Below are 18483 nucleotides of genomic sequence, written 5' to 3' on the forward strand. Positions count from 1 at the left end.
CAGCCGAGCGCTCGGCTGTTTTTTTAACTAGTGGGCAGATTACATGAAGTGGTTAATCGATGCCAGGGTCGAACTTACAGGCTTAGGTCGGAAGAGTAATACAGGAGAAATTGGCCCATGAAGGCCTCCACAAGCTTTCTCAATTCCCGACGGGCTACCCGAATATGGAGAGGCTTTAGAACTTGTATCCATAGCATTTTTTAAACACAGATTGTCGATATTCCAAAATACTGTTTAACAGTACTTTTTTTCTCTCTGATATCATCATTTTCTTTTGAAATGCCGATATAAAATTGAGTCTTGAGAACTATTTTATACATAAATTTTACCTAAAGGAAGTGTGAAGAGATGTTGAAAAAGAAATGGCTTATCACCCCGTTGGTTGCGACGACACTGTTTTTCGGTCAATCTGCATTCGCGGCAAACACGTTTTCAGATGTGGAAGGAACAAAATATGAATGGGCTGCCGAATCGATTCGTTCCATGGTCGACAAGGGCGTTGTCAAGGGCTATGCAGATGGGACCTTCAAGCCAAGCAAAACTATAACGAAAGCGGAATTTGTACATATGTTTCACAAGCTTTTTCCAGAAATCGATCATTCTTCCGGCAAATCTTCCGACTTTGTGGATGCGCGTAAACACTGGGCGAATAAAGATTTTGCAGCAATATTTAACGGTGACTATGTTTGGCCGTATGCTGAAAGTGTTGGGGGGAAATATCCAAACTATCAATTCTATGTCAAGCCTGACAAACCATTGACCCGCTGGGATGTGATGATGATTGCCTCTCTTCGGACGGATTATACCAATCAGACGCTTCATCCTGAGATTGAGGAAGTGATTTCCGCAGCTGCGCAGTACAAGGATATGAAAGTTCGTCAGGCCAATTACAATGACAATTTCTCGGCCTACTATCCGGTGCTGTACATCGACAAGACTGGAGAAGAGTACTTCTATGATGGCGATTCCCAGGATCAAAAGGCAGAAGCATTCTACACCCTAACCAAGATGGGGGTCCTTACCGCTAATGAAGGATACCTTCGCCCCAAAGCGCAAGTCACACGGGCTGAAGCTGTTACCCTTTTACAGCGTTTGTACGAAGCCACAACCAAGTCAGTGGAGAATCGACACTAGCCGCTTGCACATTGTAGCCGTCAAGGAAACTGCATAAGGAGATAAAGCGCTTTGGAGTTTTCTACTTATTTAGTAACGTATCTATGACGACGCCTAACCGTCGATTACTGTCGAAGGACAACAACTATGTATAAAAAGTCGCCAAATTGGCGGCTTTTTTGTTTTAACGATAGATGCCAGTCAATAGTTTAGAATATGAAATTTTCATGTAAATTCATTAAAAAGCTGAAAACAATTCCTTTTTTTAAACAAAAGAGGATATTCTTTTGATTTATAAAATATATGTAGTATATATCACTGTACTTTAATTCATTTTAATGTTTATAATAAATTAATAGCCTTAACCTATGTCTTACACTCATCTATGATGCTGAAGTTTCTAAGTATCAACTCTGAACTTCCAGCACACTCCATTTTTTTACACTTCCAAGTCTACTTACACACTTTTATTTCTGATTACATCATGAAACTCAAAAACGATTTACTTTAACATGTCGATTACTGTTTATTTGTGGCAAGACATTTTGTTGTTTTTGCTGTATCTATCTTAAATACATAGGAATGTGAACATCTGAATCCCATAAAACATTTGTTTTACCGCTTTTTTATGGTGAGGAAAGGGGTTGGACATGAATCGCATGACTTTGCTTTTTTCGGGACAAGGATCTCAGTATGTCGGGATGGGAGCGGCATGGCATGACGGTTTTTCAGAGGCAGGTCACATTTTTGAAGAGGCTGCTGATATTTTGGGGTATGATTTGAAAACTTTATGTATGAAAGGACCCATCTCCCAATTATCCAGAACATCCTACACCCAGCCTGCACTACTCACAATTAGTGTAATCGCATTCAGACGTTACATGCACGATGTTGGGATTATTCCCGAATTTTCTGCAGGGCATAGTTTGGGTGAGTATTCTGCATTGGTAAGCAGCGGAGTCTTATCGTTTGGCGATGCTTTGCGGGTGGTACAAGAACGGGGACGCTTTATGGAAGAAGCTTCAGAGGCCGGAGTGGGTTGCATGATTGCTGTTCGAGGGGCTGATTTAAATCTGCTAGAAGAGCTGTGCGATCACTATGACGTAACCAGTCAGCCTATTTCCATCGCTTGTTATAACTCCTCCTATCAATACGTCGTTTCTGGTCATCATGCCTCTGTTGCTGCGGTGGCGGGACAATTAGAGCAACGTGGGTTCCAAATTACCCGTTTGCAGGTAAGCGGCCCTTTTCACAGCCCGCTTATGCAGCATGCTGCTGACCGATTAGCATTGGAATTGCAAAAATATACGTTTCATGAACCGCTGTGGCCTGTCATTTCTAATGTTACAGCACTGCCATATACGGATGCCAACAGCATTCGTCAAGGTTTGCATTTGCAAATGATCCATCCAGTGCGGTGGATACAAACGATGCAGTATATGGAGAAACATGGGGTGAAGCAGGGAATTGAATTAGGACCGCGAACGGTGCTGAAAAACTTGGCGAAGGAAACAAACATTGATTTTGAGGTGCTTTCCTTGGACAGAGACTTGGATCGGATTGAATTGGAACGTCGTTTTTCGATCCGTGATTGGTTGGTCAAACCGTTGGCGCTGGCAGTGTCTACACCCAATGCCAATTGGAATGAGGATGAGTATCATAAGGGGGTTATTTTACCTATTCGCAGGTTGGAGGATTTACTCAAAAGCATAGAATCGGGCAGCTCTTCTTCTGCTTATGAACTAAGACGCGAAGCGCTGGAGTGTATTCGCCTGATATTGCAAACCAAACAAGTATCTGCAGGAGAGCAGGAGGAAGTTTTAGACCTTTTGAGGAGGGATCAGGATGGAGCAGTTTCAAACTTTAATTGAAATCATTCAGGACCGAGCCAGTAGAGCTGAAAATGGGATTATTTTCATTTCGGGTGATACACAGGAGGAGTATGTAAGCTATAGTCAACTTCTGGAGCAAGCACTGCAGGTACTTCATCAATTGCAGGAAAAAGGAGTACGGCCTGGCAATAAGCTAATTATGCAAATTGAAGACAATCATACCTTTGTGAATGTGTTTTGGGGCTGTCTGCTCGGCGGAATCGTCCCCGTACCTGTAAGTATCGGGAATAATGATGAACATAAAATGAAGCTGTTTAAAATCTGGAGTACCCTTACTTGCCCTTACATGATTGCGGATCATAAAGTATTAGAGCAGTTAGAAAAGTATTCTCATCAGCATGAGATGCTGGATTTCTTTGATTCTGTGAAAGAAGCGACCTTTTCTAGCCATGATTTTGATTATTCCGATCAGAACAAAGGGACCATTCATCAATCCAGACCGGAGGATTTGGCGTTTATTCAATTTTCCTCTGGTTCGACAGGTGATCCCAAGGGAGTCATGCTGACGCATGAGAATCTCGTATACAATATTCGGGATATCGCCAGTCAAACGGGAATGACTTCAAGTGATGCGTATCTGGGCTGGATGCCACTCACACATGATTTGGGATTGATCGCTTTTCATTTAACCTGTATCATCGCCCATGCCAAGCAGCTCATTATGCCAACAGCTCTTTTTATAAGACGTCCTTCATTATGGCTAAAAAAGGTGTCGGAGCATAAGGTGACTCAAATCTGTTCTCCTAACTTCGGTTATAAATTTTTCCTTGATCAATATAAATCCAAAACAGCGGATAACTGGGATTTGTCAAGTGTTCGCATGATTTTAAATGGGGCTGAGCCCATATCGGTGGAGCTTTGCCATGTATTTATGGAAGCCATGAGTGTACATGGATTAAAAAAAAATATCATGTATCCTGTATACGGCTTGGCAGAGGCCAGCGTAGGTGTCTCCACTCCACCTTTGGATAAAGATAATTTTGTTACTATTCATTTAAATCGGCAGCAGCTACATGTAGGTGAACCTATAGAAGAAGTAGATTCATCCGATAAGCGTTGTCTTACGTTTGCGGATTTGGGCTACCCCATGGCCAGCACCTCTGTTCGCATTTGTGATGAGCAAAATCAGGTACTAAAGGACGATGTAATCGGATACACCCAAATTTGCGGCAAAAATGTGACTGCTGGGTACTATAACAATCCTGAGGCTACCACAAAGGTCAAGACAGAGGATGGCTGGCTCATTACCGGAGATTTGGGTTTTATGAGAAACGGACGACTGGTGATTACAGGCAGAGCCAAGGATATTATTTTCGTGAACGGCCAGAACATTTATCCGCATGATATCGAAAGGATTGCAGAGGAACTGGACGGGGTGGATCTGGGGAAAGTAGCTGTCTGCGGTGTACATGATGCACAAACTAGACAGGATCGTATTGTTGTTTTTGTGATGCACACGAAAAAAATAGAGTTATTTTTGCCAACAGTCCAAAGGCTGAAAAGCCATTTGAATTATCGGGGAGGCTGGCATATTCAAGATGTAGTTCCAATTCGCCGTATTCCCAAAACTACTAGTGGAAAGGTTCAGCGCTACAAGCTGGCTCAGAGCTACGAGCAGGGAGAATTTGATGTAGTTTTGGCATCCCTAACCGAGGCCGCTCGAAATATACAGGAAGCGAACGATGCCCCTGTACCTCAAGGTGAGATCGAGCAAAAACTGATTGGGATTTGCCAAGCTATTTTAAATGTACAGTCAATTGGGAAGGAAGATAGCTACTTTGATATCGGCGTAACATCCTTACAACTCGTTCAGATCGTGGACCAATTAGAGGAACAACTCGGGATTCATATTGAGGTAACGGACTTTTTCTCTTATCCGACTATCGCCAAGCTAGCTGGTTATATATCCAGCCAGGATTTAGGTCATAAGGTGAACACAGCACCGCAATTGGAATCCAAAGAGGAGGTAGAGGACCTGGATATTGCTATCATTGGCATGTCCGGTAAGTTTCCTCATGCGGATACACTGGAGCAGTTTTGGGCGAATGTAGCTTCCGGTACAGATCATATCAGTCCATATAGCGATGAAAGAAAAAAGGATGCCGAAGCTTTTATTTCCCGTCTGAATATGGAAGGCCGAAACATGCAAATCGCCGAAGGTGGCTATCTGGACGAAGTGGACAAATTTGACTACACCTTCTTCAAGCTGACTCCACGGGAAGCTTCTCTGATGGACCCGAATCAACGTTTATTTCTGCAAACTGCTTGGAGCACGATTGAGGATGCAGGCTATGGAGGAAAACAGCTGTCGGGGAAAAAGGTAGGGGTGTATGTTGGATTCTCCAAAACCAGCTTTGAATATGAACGATTGTTGTCCGAAGTGGAGCCAGGGGCGATTCCAAACTTTGGCATAGGCAATCTTCCGTCCGTTATCTCCAGTCGAATTGCGTATTTGCTTGATTTAAAAGGCCCAGCACTGACCATTGATACGGCATGCTCCTCGTCACTCGTAGCGGTACATCTGGCGTGTAAGTCGATTTTGAATGGAGACTGTGAGATGGCTTTGGCCGGTGGAGTGAAGACCATTTTGCTGCCGTTGAAAGCTGGCATTGGCATGGAATCCTCCGATGACCGGGCACGAGCATTCGACGATCAGTCGGACGGCACAGGCTGGGGCGAAGGCGTTGGAGCCGTTCTCTTAAAGCCGCTCCGCCAAGCGGAAAAAGACGGAGATCACATTCTGGGTGTGATTAAAGGAAGTGCGATTAATCAGGACGGCAGTACGATTGGAATTTCTGCGCCTAATGCGCTGGCTCAATCAGAAGTCATTTCGCAGGCGTGGCGTGATGCACGGATTGATCCTGAGACAGTGAGTTATATTGAAGCTCACGGTACCGGCACCAAGCTGGGCGATCCCGTTGAGATTAAGGGCATTACCCAGGCTTTCCGCAGATTTACACAGCGCAAGCAGTTTGTGGCGATAAGCACGGTCAAAACGAATATTGGGCATTTATACGAAGCTGCTGGGATTGCGGGATTGATCAAATGCGTGCTGTCAATGAAACATCAGCAGATTGCACCGCTCGTTCATTTTCGCACACCCAACCGGAACATCCATTTTGAAGAATCTCCGGTGTATGCCAACACTAGACTGAGGGAATGGAAGACAGACGGATTCCCGAGAAGATGCGGGGTGAGTTCCTTTGGCTTCAGCGGGACAAACTGTCACGTGGTGCTGGAAGAATATATAGCGAAAAAGGGTGCGGACCAAGAAACCACCGACCGAAAAAATGGATCATCGCCATTGCTGCTGACACTATCGGCGCGAACTGAAGGAGCTTTAAGCGAGTTGATTGCACGGTACGTGGATCGCTTTGAACGTGAGAAAGAATTGCCGATGGAGGATGTATGCTATACGGCTAACACAGGCAGAAGTCACTTAACATATCGAGTGGCTGTGATAGCCGAAGGAGCGGAGGCCCTGAAAGCGAAATTACATCAGCTTCATGAGCAGGGCAAGGCCATTGAAGGTGTATACATTGGGAAAGTAGATAGTAATGTTGGTACAGAAACAGCCGTCGGAAGCTCAGACACTTTGCAAGCACTGGAGCAAGTAGCAGTGAAGTACGTACAGGGGGCACAGATAGACTGGGACACGCTATACGCAGGTCACCCGTACAAAAGGATTTCGCTGCCTACGTATCCGTTTGAAAGGAAAAGGTGCTGGATTCATGTTCCAGAACAGGTTCGAGCGGAGCAGACTGCACCCGTTTATAAAAATACAATAGTAAGGGAGTCTGAAATTATGGAGAATGAGTATTCGACGTCAGCGTCGTTTACGGAAAAGCATAAATATTCCATTCAACAAAAGCTAGCGAAAATGATCGGTAATGTGTCACAACTTAGTCTTGAGGAACTGGAACCGCGAACACATTTTCTAGAACTAGGGCTGGACTCCATTAATTTGTCCCAGGTCCGCCACAGCATCAAGGATACATTCGACCTGGATGTCCCAATGAATGAATTTTTTGAATCGCTGACCACGCTCGAATTGTTGACTAGCTACGTTGCAGATCAGGTGAGTTCCGTTTCTGACGAGGCAGCAGTTTGTGCTCTGGAAAGCCAACCGGAAATACCCCTTAATCGGGTAGATGCTACTACAGTATCAACCTGGACAGGGCAGGATTCCAGCGCAATTGGTACATCGACTCATGGAATAGTTACGTCCGGGCAAGAGCCATTTCAAAGCACAACAGTTATAGCGACTTCTGCTGGTATCGAGCAGATTTTGCAGCAGCAGCTGCACGTGATGTCACAGCAGCTTGATGTGCTCCGAACTCAACCGACATCCGTTTCTCAATCATTTCAACCGGAAAGGGGTTTGTCGTCAGCAAATAGAGGAAGCGCAGAGATCATTGAAACCAAACAGGAAGTCGCAACTGCATTAGCTACTGTTTCACCGGTACTAGCTGTTCCGAAGAAGGCAGGCCATGAAGCAAAACCGTTTACGCCTTATAAAAAGCTGGAGGTCAAAGCCCATGAATTGCTTTCACAACGACAAGAACAACATCTGCAAGAGCTGATTGAGCGCTATACTGCTCGGACGCGAAGCACCAAGCAGTACACTCAGCAGTATCGGTCTGTCTACGCGAATAACCGTAATGTAGCTGGCTTCCGGCCTATTTTAAAGGAAATGGTCTATCAAATTGTATCTCAACGTGCAGACGGGTCCAAAATTTGGGATTTGGATGGGAATGAATATGTAGATTTGACCATGGGCTTTGGTGTTAATCTGTTTGGACACAATCCAGCCTTTATCCGTGAAAAAATTGAGGCAGAGCTAAAGAACGGCATGTGTGTCGGACCTATGTCCAACATGGCAGGACAAGTCGCCGAGAAGATTTGCAAGCTGACCGGTGTAGAACGGATCGCTTTGTACAATTCCGGCACTGAGGCGGTTATGGTTGCTCTTCGTTTGGCGCGTGCTGCCACCGGGCGAGCCAAAGTAGCCATTTTTGCCGGCTCCTATCACGGTACATTCGATGGGGTGCTTGCGTTGGGTAGCGCTGGCAACAATAAGGAGCATTCCACACCTCTTGCGCCTGGCATTTTGCAGCACATGGTGGACGATATCGTTGTACTTAACTATGGAACGGATGAATCGCTGGATTATATACGCACACATGGGCAGGAGCTGGCTGCTGTGCTAGTGGAACCAGTGCAAAGCCGTCGTCCCGATTTTCAGACGAAAGTCTTTTTGCAGGAGGTTCGCCAATTCACGGAGCAATCCGGTACAGCTTTTATTTTTGATGAAGTGATTACAGGCTTCCGAATTCAACCAGGGGGCGCTCAAGCGTGGTTTGATGTACAAGCTGACCTTGTGACCTACGGTAAAGTTATTGGCGGAGGGATGCCAATCGGTATCGTAGCAGGGAAAGCCGCCTTTATGGATGGGATTGACGGAGGCACCTGGAGCTTCGGAGATAATTCCTATCCTCAGAATGAGCATCGGCGAACCTTTGTAGCTGGTACGTTTTGTCATCACCCGCTGGCGATGGCGGCATCCCTAGCAGTGTTGGATTATTTGGAAAGCCACGGCGAACAGCTGCAAAATCAGTTGAACAGCCGTACTTCGGCGTTGGCAGCAGAGTTAAATAGTTACTTTACCCATGAGCAGATACCCATGAAGATTGTTCACTTTGGTTCACTATTTCGCTTTGTACTCAAGGGTGATCTGGAGCTTTTCTTCTATCACATGCTGGAAAAGGGTATTTACATCTGGGAAGGGCGGAACTGCTTCTTGTCGACCGCTCATACGGAGGAAGATATTGCGCGGATCATACAAGCTGTCAAGGACAGTGTAGATGAGCTGCGTAAAGGGGGATTCTTGCCTGATCTGACCCCGAACGGGAAAGGCCCAGGTCCAGGTAAGCAAAGTGTGTCTATAGCCAACCCTTCAGAAGTATCGACAGTGGACGTGGATGAAACGGTCATCCCACTAACCCCGGATCAAAGGCAGTTCTGGTTCGCTTAATGTCAAGAAACGAAGTGACTTCCATCTTGATACGCGAACGTATATTAATGTGAGAAGTTAAGTGAACTGTCCAATCCCGCATTTATTTTGCTGAAAAATCGGGTAAAGTGCACCTTGGCGTCTTTACGCTCCAAGTTTGATAAAATGTCAGGTTCTATTCTTAGGACTTGGCATTTTTAGTAGTGCACCCAGTATGGGCATCAGTTATGTCATCGAATTCAATTGTCATAAATTGACGCATGTCAGCGAGTAAACGAAAAGATTTGAGTTTTTTTAGGATCATTACTGGAAAAAAACTATATCCTGCATAATAAGTTAGATAAGCGCATTTAGCCATTAATGGTTTAATAAAACAAATTAGATCCTCGCTTTACAGATGGATAATTATATTTTATTAGTATAAGGATGGTTCCTTATACAGTGGACCGTTCATATTTACCTTCCTATGAGAACTTTATCTTGTACCCCTAGCTAGGTTATATCGTGCTTTTTAGGCTAGCGTCACAGTTGGAAAGGATAAAATTAATTCCTTGAATACCCCATAGTAAAGGAGTCTGAAAAGATGGTGAATGAGTATTTTTCGACGGAATCTGCTTCCAATCCCCAAAAATCTACGATTACTAATAAACTGTCAAAAATAATCGAAAGTGTATCCCAACTCAGTCCAGACGAATTAGAGCCGCAAAAACATTTTTTAGAACTTGGTTTAGACTCTATTCTTCTGTCTCAGGTTAGACACAGCATTAAAAGTACGTTTGGCTTGGATATCCCGATGAACGAGTTTTTTGAATCACTGACTACGCTGGAGTTGCTGACAAACTATATTGCTGATAGGATAGCCTCGACCTCTGAAGAATTGTTCCAGAATTCGGAGGAGCATCAGCTGGCTGTGGCGTCTAGTATCACTTCTTCGGTACCTTCCGTTTTGTCGGGCTGGAGTCAAGAATCTACTATCCCTATAGAAGGTCCCGCACCACAAGAAAGCAAGCTATCAAATAAGGATGTATTTGCGGGGAGAGAACGAATTTTAGAAATGCAACTTCAACTCATGTCGCAGCAGATGGAAATACTGTGTCAATCTCGGCTTGCACCAGTGGCAATGCCTGAATCGCTTTCACTACAAACTGCTGTCGAACCTCAGACATCCGCGATGAAGGAGGTAGCTGCCACAGTTACTTCTGTTTCCCCCGTACAGGCTTCCGTGTCAGCTGTTTTGCCAGACAGAAAAAAATCGAAAGCATTTGTTCCCTATCAAAAAATAAATGTACAAGCTCATAATTCACTTTCACTTAGGCAGGAAAAGCATCTGCAAAAGTTGATTGAACATTACACGATGCGCACACGAAAGACCAAAGAGTATACTCAGCAATACAGGTCTGTATACGCCAATAACCGGAATGTGGCCGGATTTAGGCTTGCTCACAAGGAAATGGTGTATCAGATTATATCCCAGCGTGCAGAGGGTTCTAAAATTTGGGATCTGGATGGTAATGAATATATTGATTTGACGATGGGGTTTGGGGTCAATTTGTTTGGTCACAACCCATCCTTTATTCGTGAATCGATAGAAAAGGAAATACATAACGGAATGTGCCTTGGACCGATGTCCAATATGGCCGGGCAGATTGCCGAAAAAATTTGCCAAATGACAGGCATGGAACGAATTGCGCTATATAACTCGGGGACAGAGGCGATTATGGTTGCCCTTCGGTTAGCACGGGCTGCCACCGGGCGGGAAAAAGTGGTGATTTTTTCTGGTTCCTATCACGGTACCTTTGACGGAGTATTGGCATTGGGCGGAACAACGGATGGCAGGGAACAACATTCCACTCCTCTCGCACCTGGTGTACTACAGCACATGGTGGACGATGTCGTTGTGCTCAGCTATGGAACGGACGAGTCACTCCAATATATCCGCTCCCATGCCCATGAACTGGCTGCTGTTCTCATAGAGCCAGTGCAGAGTCGTCGCCCTGATTTCCAGCCCGCAGCTTTTCTGAAGGAAGTACGCCAGATTACGGAGCAATCCGGGGCCGCGTTCATTTTTGATGAGGTAATTACGGGTTTCCGTATTCAGCCGGGGGGTGCGCAGGCGTGGTACGGCATTGAAGCCGACCTTGTAACTTACGGTAAAATCATTGGCGGCGGTCTTCCCATCGGTATCGTGGCAGGGAAAGCATCGTTCATGGATGGAATTGATGGAGGAATGTGGAACTTCGGAGATGACTCTTATCCACCGCATGAGCAACAGCGGACGTTTGTAGCGGGAACTTTTTGCCATCACCCCCTGGCTATGGCAGCTTCCCTGGCCGTACTAAAGCGGTTGGAGAAGGACAGGGGGCAACTGCATAACGAGCTGAATAGTCGTACGAAGGCGCTCACAGCAGAACTGAATCACTATTTTACGGAGGAACAGATACCTATAAATGTCGTTTACTTCGGTTCCTTGTTCCGTTTCGTCCTTAAAGGTGACTTGGAACTATTCTTTTATCACATGCTGGATAAAGGAATTTATATATGGGAAGGCCGGAACTGTTTTTTGTCAACGGCTCATACTTTGGAAGATATAGAGCGGATTGTACAGGCAATTAAAGAGAGCGTTGATGAGCTGCGCAAAGGAGGGTTTCTGCCGGATCTGCACCCTCATGCAAACGATCTAAATAAGGCTTTTTTTCCTGAAACTGCAACTGCAAACCTTAAGGAATCGACGATTAAGCTGACTCCGGATCAGAAGCAATTATGGTTCGCCTCAGTCTCGGATTCAAAGGAATCGCAGTCGCTTCATGAGACTGTTTTACTGCGTTTCCGGGGTCCGCTACATGTTAAGGAATTTAATGAGGCTGTCCAACGTATCGTTAAACGCCACGAAGCCCTACGCACCTTTATGGGGGAGGACGGAGAAACGCAGATCATCGCCCCGGCAATGGCTGTCAGCATTCCGCTACATGATATCAGCAGTCTTTCTGTAGAGGAACAGAAACATGATATCCGTGCTTGGATGGATAAGGACAGGGAGACCGTATTCCCAATAAGTGCGGGGGAACCTTTATTCCGTATCCAGCTTTTAAAAACGTCGAATGAGAAGCACATCGCTGCATTTACATTTCATCATCTGATTGCAGATGGCTGGTCCATAGGTGTGTTTTTCCATGAATTGGAACGATTTTATTCCGCTTGTGTACGGGGGGAACACTGCACGCTTCCCGATCCTGTTCCGTTCCGAGATTTCGCAGCATGGCAGCAAAACCAGTTAGAGGCAGGTGGAGCGGCTGCCCTTGCTTTTTGGTCAGATGTACTTGCGAAGCCATTGCCCGCCCTTGACTTGCCGTCTATCCAACGCAACATCAGTTCTCCTTCTTCGCGCGGAGCACGGCACACCATTGTGGTGGATGCGCCTCTGGTGAAGCAACTGAAATCAGTCAGTATTCGGCTTGGCAACAGCTTATTTGTGACTTTATTGTCTGTTTTTCAGCTTTTCTTGCACAGACTGACAGGCCAAAATCAAATAATGGTAGGTATTCCAACCGCAGGGCAATCTCATATGGGTGTGTCCCCGCTAATTGGCAACTGCGTTAACTTGCTTCCAGTGATTTGTGAGGTAGACTCTGGAGCAACGTTCACGGAATTCACACAGACGGTCAAGCGAGTAATGCATACGCTGGATGCTTATCAGAAATACAGCTTTGCCGGACTTGCCCAGATAGGATTAAGCCATTTGCCCGTCCTTAAAGTGTTGTTCAATATGGATAGGCCGATTCCAGAGTTTCACTATTACGGACTGGAAACAGAATTGTTGGAGCATGAAATATTGTCCTGTCAATATGAGTTGTTTCTGAATGTTACGGAGTCTGGTCAGCAGTTGCGGCTTGATTTTGACTATGCTGCGAGTCTTTTTCAACAAGACACTATGGAAGTATGGGCGCAATACTTTGTACATCTGCTGAGCTCGATTGTGCAGGAAGACGGAATGCGTGTATCTGCACTGTCTTTGCTTCGAAGTACGGAAAGGGAGCGGCTTCTGGAAGTGTGGGCGACATACGCGGATTCTAAAGGGAATTATCCCTGTGTCCTGGACAAATATAAACATCCGTCTCCTACGGGTACCATCGGACAAGTATATTTGGCCACATCCGCTGGTTTACTGGGAACTACGCTGGAATGGGCTTATGTCGAGGTTGGAGGGAGAATTCGACATATCGGTGCAGCCAGCCGAGATGTTCTTATTCGCGGGCATCAAGTAAATCTTGAGCAGATAGAGAAACATCTTTTGCAAGCACTGGATTTGGATGCCTGTGTTTTGACGGCACGAAAAGACGGTGAGAGCAGTAACTCTTCGTATCTAGTGGCTTATATAGTGGACAATAATTCTAATTCGTGGGATATAGCGAAGCTGCAAGAGAGTGTTAGCTCAATACTTCCTGATTATGGGCAACCTCGCTTTTGGGTTCTGATGGATAGCATCCCTCTTTTGGCTGATGGGAAGCCGGATTTTCAATTATTGCCGAAACCAGAAGATATCAAGATAGAGGACTCGCAGAAGCAGGTTTCTGACGGCAATATGACTGAGGACAAACTGATATCTATATGTAAGGAAGTTTTAAATGTATCTGATATCGGATACAACGATAATTTTTTTCAAATGGGTGGAGACTCTTTAAAAGCGACTGTTCTTCTAAGCAGAATTAACAAGGAATTCGAAGTATATATTCCGCTGGTACAAATTTTACATTTGCAAACGATTGCACAACTGGCTGCACATGTAAAAGGAGGACAAAAGCGAAAGTTTGAGCCGCTTGTTCGGGCAGATTTACAGCCCTTTTATCCGGTATCTCCCGCTCAAAAAAGAATGTATGTGCTGGATCAACTGGGTGGAGGTGCAGCGTATCATGTATCGGGTCAACTGCATATAGAGGGAGAGTTACACGTTTCCAGGTTCATGGATGCAGTGAAGGAGGTATTTTCACGGCATGAATCCTTTCGGACGTATTTTGAGATAGTAGACGGGGAAACCGTGCAGAAGGTACAGGATATGCTTTCACTGGACATTCCTGTTACTCCAATTTCCGAAGAGGATGCTAATCACGTCCGTGAACTGTTTATTCAGCCTTTTGACCTGAGTAAGGCTCCTTTAATTCGTGCTGAGCTGTTCGCAATCCATCGTGACCAGTTTATGTTGCTGATCGATATGCACCATATCATTTCAGACGGCTTCTCGATGGCAGTATTAATGGATGAGATCAGCACGCGGTATCAGGGTGTGCCACTTGCCCCCGTTGACGTGCACTACAAAGACTATGTCGTTTGGCAAAAACAACATTATGTCGGAGACAGCCAAGCAAAGGATGAAGCATTTTGGTTAGACACGTTGGATGGCGAGCTCCCTGTATTAGACCTGCCAACTGACTTTGCTCGTCCGTCAAGTCAGAGCTTCGCAGGGGACAGCCTTACCTTCATTGTGCAATCCAAGCTGACGGATAGACTTAATCAATTGACAAGAGACACGGGAGCAACGCTCTTTATGGTGCTTTTGGCAGCTTATAATGTGCTGTTAAGCAAATACTCCGGGCAAGAGGACTTCCTCGTAGGTACACCGGCAGCGGGTAGAGGGCATGCGGATACGGAAGCAATGATCGGCATATTTGTGAATACTTTAGTTCTCCGTAATCGACCGCTGGCATCCCAGCCATTCAGTGCTTTTCTGGAGGACGTCAAACATAACACTCTGCTTGCGTTGGAGCACCAGGAATATCCATTTGACCAACTGGTCGACAAACTGGATCGAGTACGTGATGTAAGCCGCAATCCCATCTTTGATACGATGTTCAGTCTGCAAAATAAGGGAACAGAGGTCATTGAACTCGGCGGACTTCGTTTGCAACCGAATGAGTTTAATTTAGGTGTATCGAAGTTCGATCTTTCATTACATGTAACGGAAACTCAAGACCAGTTAACTTTAACCTGGGAGTATGCGACCAGCCTATTTAAGTTGGAGACGATTGAGCGATTTGCCCTCCATTATATAAAAGTGTTGGAAATCGTAACTCAAGATGTCGGAATTCGCTTGGCTGACATGGATATGCTGACAGAAGAAGATAAGCACTTATTACTATATGAGTTCAACAACACCTCTGCCTATTTTCCGCAGGATGCAACGATTCACGGAAGGTTTGAGCAGCAGGTTAGCAGGACTCCAGATGACATGGCAATCATATTTGGAGATAAGTGTATGACTTACCAAGAGTTGAATGAGCTGGCGAATCGTTTAGCGCGAACGCTGCGGGCGGATGGAGTGGGACCGGATCAGCCGGTGGGGATTATCGCTCAGCGTTCACCTGAGATGATGATTGGCATCTATGCAATTCTAAAAGCAGGTGGAGCTTATGTACCCATTGATCCGGGATACCCACAGGAAAGAATTCAATATATGCTTGAAGATTCGAGAACACAACTGGTGCTGACACAACCACAGTTTGCAGAACAGCTGAAGCAATATGCGGACTGCAAGGTAATGGTGTTGGATTATGCTCCCACGATCATGGTTTCTCAAACGTCCAGATCGACGGAGCCTACGACCGACTGCATGAGTAGCTGGCATGAAGATGCCTCCAACCTTGCGCCTGTAGCAGAACCAAACCATGCGGCCTATATCATCTACACATCCGGTTCCACAGGGAAACCGAAAGGGGTTATTGTTGAGCACCGCTCAGTCGTGAATCGGCTCTGCTGGATGCACAATAGATATGGGCTGAGCGAAGAAGATACGATTTTGCAAAAAACTGCCTTTACTTTTGACGTATCCGTATGGGAGTTGTTCTGGTGGTCGATGGTGGGCTCAAAAGTAAGCTTGTTGCCAATCGGTGGAGAAAAGTCTCCCGAACAGATCCTGAACACGATTAATGAAGACAAGGTGAGCACCCTTCATTTTGTACCCGCGATGCTGCATATTTTTCTGGAATATCTGGAGCAGCAACCAAGGGAAACGGTGCAAGCACAATTGAAAACGTTAAAACATGTATTTGCCAGCGGTGAAGCATTGCCTCCTCAGCAGGTGGCGCGTTTCTATCGAATTATGTCAGGGATTGGAAGCGCAAAACTAATTAACTTGTATGGTCCAACAGAAGCTACTGTAGACGTTTCATTCTTTGAATGCGAGCCTGTGGAAGAGCACTCGGTGATCCCGATCGGTAAACCGATTGATAATATTCAATTGTATGTTGTACAGGAAGGTACGGAGCGATTGCAGCCGATTGGAGTGGTGGGAGAACTTTGTATCAGTGGTATAGGAGTAGCCCGTGGCTATCTTAATAGACCGGAATTGACCAAGGAGAAGTTCGCTGCCAATCCGTTTAACAGCGGAGCGGAGGATTATGAGCGGATGTACCGCACAGGAGATTTGGCGCGTTGGATGCCTGATGGCAACATTGAGTATCTGGGTCGGATCGATCAACAGGTAAAAGTGAGAGGATATCGTATTGAACTGGGCGAGATCGAAGCGCAGTTGCTGTCTATAGACGGAATCCAATCAGCAGTAGTCGTAGCGCGGGAGAACAAAGACGGCTACAAGGATTTGTGTGCATACTTTGTGGCTTCTGAGCCATTAAGTCCGCTGGACGTGCAGAATGCGCTCAAGCAAAAGCTACCGTTTTATATGATTCCAGCATATGTGGTGCCAATGCAGCAGCTTCCTCTTACATCCAATGGAAAAACGGACCGAAAAGCGTTACCTGAGCCGGACCGACATGACTCTTTGCAAACGGATTATGTTGCTCCGAGAAATGATGTGGAAAAGGCGTTGGTTATGGTATGGCAAGACGTTTTGGGAAGTGATCATATAGGCGTTCGAGATCATTTTTTTCTGCTTGGCGGCGATTCTATTAAGGCTGTTCAGGTGGCCTCACGCCTGCGTCAGCATGGTTATTCCCTTGACATTTCTCTTTTGATGGAGCACCCGTTCATTGAGGATCTCAGCAAGCTTGTGACAACTTTGTTCCGCTACACAGACCAGAATTCGATACATGGAGAGATTCCAATAACATCGATTCAGCGGCAGTTGAATGAACTGGGCACATTTTACACCTTGCGGACGGCAACATCCATGCTATTTGCAGGCAACCCGGACTTCGATGAGGATCTGTTACGGTCTGTGCTGCAAACATTAACTACTCATCACGAGGGATTACGGCTTGGTCAGGCGTCGATCGACGAACCGTCAATCCTTGTATACCGAGATGAAAATGAAGAATTGTTCACACTTGATGTGTTCTCTCTAGTAGATGATGACCATGAAGCTAGCAAGCAATTACAGAGCGAATGCTTCCAGATTCAAAATAGTTATGGAATGTTTGAGGGACCCAGAGTACGCGCAGGCTTATTCCGGATGTCGGGCTCCGACCAGTTCTTCCTTTCTGTAGATCCGCTAGTGGCTGATCCCACATCTTGGCGTATCCTGCTTGAGGATTTCACAACTGCCTATGAACAAGCTCTCAACGGGGAACCGATAGTGCTTCCTGACAAAACAGATTCTTACCGCTCCTGGATGCGGTGGCTAGAAGACTATGCAGACAGCAAAAAGCTGGCCAAAGAGAAACTCTACTGGCTGGATAAGGTTAATTTTGATGGAGAATTTATACCGAAGGACCATAAGACATCTGCACATTCCGAAACACTTCGTCCAGTAGAACATTGCATCATACAGCTTTCGGACGAGGAAACAAGCCAACTGTTGACACGGGCTAACCAAACCTATAATACAGTGACCGCTGAGTTACTGCTTGCTGCATTGGGACTGACTATAGTGGAATGGTCCGGACAGTCTAAGATTTCCATTGGATTTGAACATTATGATCGGGAGCAACAAACTGTGACTTCGGACAAACCGGACCTTTCAAGAACCGTAGGTCAATTCGGTTCCATATATCCGCTTGTTTTGGACATGGAGCCTGGGGAAGACAGTTCTCTTTTGCTCAGAAACGTAAAGGAGACGGTCCGGCAAGTGCCCAACCAGGGTTTAGGATATGGATTACTAAAATATGGTTCTGCAACCTCCGGCAGATCGGAATTTAATGCTAAGTATTACCCGGAAATTGGCTTCCGCTTGATTCATTCTGAATCGGTCAGTTCCTCTCACTTTCATACATCGCCTATGGATGTTGAATTAGGGTCCAGCCAGAATTGTAGCATTTCAGATTTAGCCTATCCCCTCTATCTGGATGGGCGGCTGAAAGACGGTAAGCTTTCCATCTGCATGCTTTATAACCATCACGCGTATGAAGCAGATACTATCCGAATGCTTCTGTTGCGTTTTGAACATCATTTGTCGGGCATTATTCAGCATTGTCTGGACCAATCCGAACGGCAACTAACACCATCAGATGTGGGAGCACGTGGTTTGGATCTGGATGAGTTTGAAGACATGAGGCAGTTTTATGAGAATCTATAACGATT

4 protein-coding genes are annotated in these 18483 nt (G+C 45.7%); all 4 read left to right on the forward strand.

Annotation, left to right across the window (positions count from 1 at the left end; translation table 11 throughout):
* Positions 1–348 precede the first annotated feature (348 nt).
* The 4 genes from BM358_RS10420 (at position 349) to BM358_RS10435 (ending at position 18478) form a co-directional block, all read left to right on the forward strand.
* Positions 349–1134: an S-layer homology domain-containing protein gene (locus tag BM358_RS10420; protein ID WP_028541296.1), complete on the forward strand. Its 786-nt coding sequence runs from the start codon at positions 349–351 to the stop codon at positions 1132–1134.
* Positions 1135–1763: 629 nt separating this feature from the next.
* Positions 1764–2984, forward strand: a complete 1221-nt coding sequence (fabD, locus tag BM358_RS10425) for an ACP S-malonyltransferase (RefSeq protein ID WP_028541295.1) — start codon at positions 1764–1766, stop codon at positions 2982–2984.
* Positions 2959–9039, forward strand: coding sequence for an aminotransferase class III-fold pyridoxal phosphate-dependent enzyme (locus BM358_RS10430; RefSeq protein WP_231517166.1), 6081 nt, complete (start codon positions 2959–2961; stop codon positions 9037–9039). Before fabD ends, BM358_RS10430 begins: the two co-directional genes overlap by 26 nt.
* 565 nt (positions 9040–9604) lie before the next feature.
* Positions 9605–18478: an amino acid adenylation domain-containing protein gene (locus BM358_RS10435; RefSeq protein ID WP_371263075.1), complete on the forward strand. Its 8874-nt coding sequence runs from the start codon at positions 9605–9607 to the stop codon at positions 18476–18478.
* Positions 18479–18483 lie beyond the last annotated feature (5 nt).

Origin of the sequence: Paenibacillus sp. cl130 (assembly GCF_900116035.1) — a bacterium.
Classification (GTDB): Bacteria; Bacillota; Bacilli; order Paenibacillales; family Paenibacillaceae; genus Paenibacillus; species Paenibacillus polymyxa_B.

What these genes read in the sequence shown, in the direction of transcription:
- fabD (WP_028541295.1), top strand. Translation starts at nt 1,764, where the DNA reads ATGAATCGCATGACTTTGCTTTTTTCGGGACAAGGATCTCAGTATGTC.
- BM358_RS10430 (WP_231517166.1), top strand. Translation starts at nt 2,959, where the DNA reads ATGGAGCAGTTTCAAACTTTAATTGAAATCATTCAGGACCGAGCCAGT.
- BM358_RS10420 (WP_028541296.1), top strand. Translation starts at nt 349, where the DNA reads ATGTTGAAAAAGAAATGGCTTATCACCCCGTTGGTTGCGACGACACTG.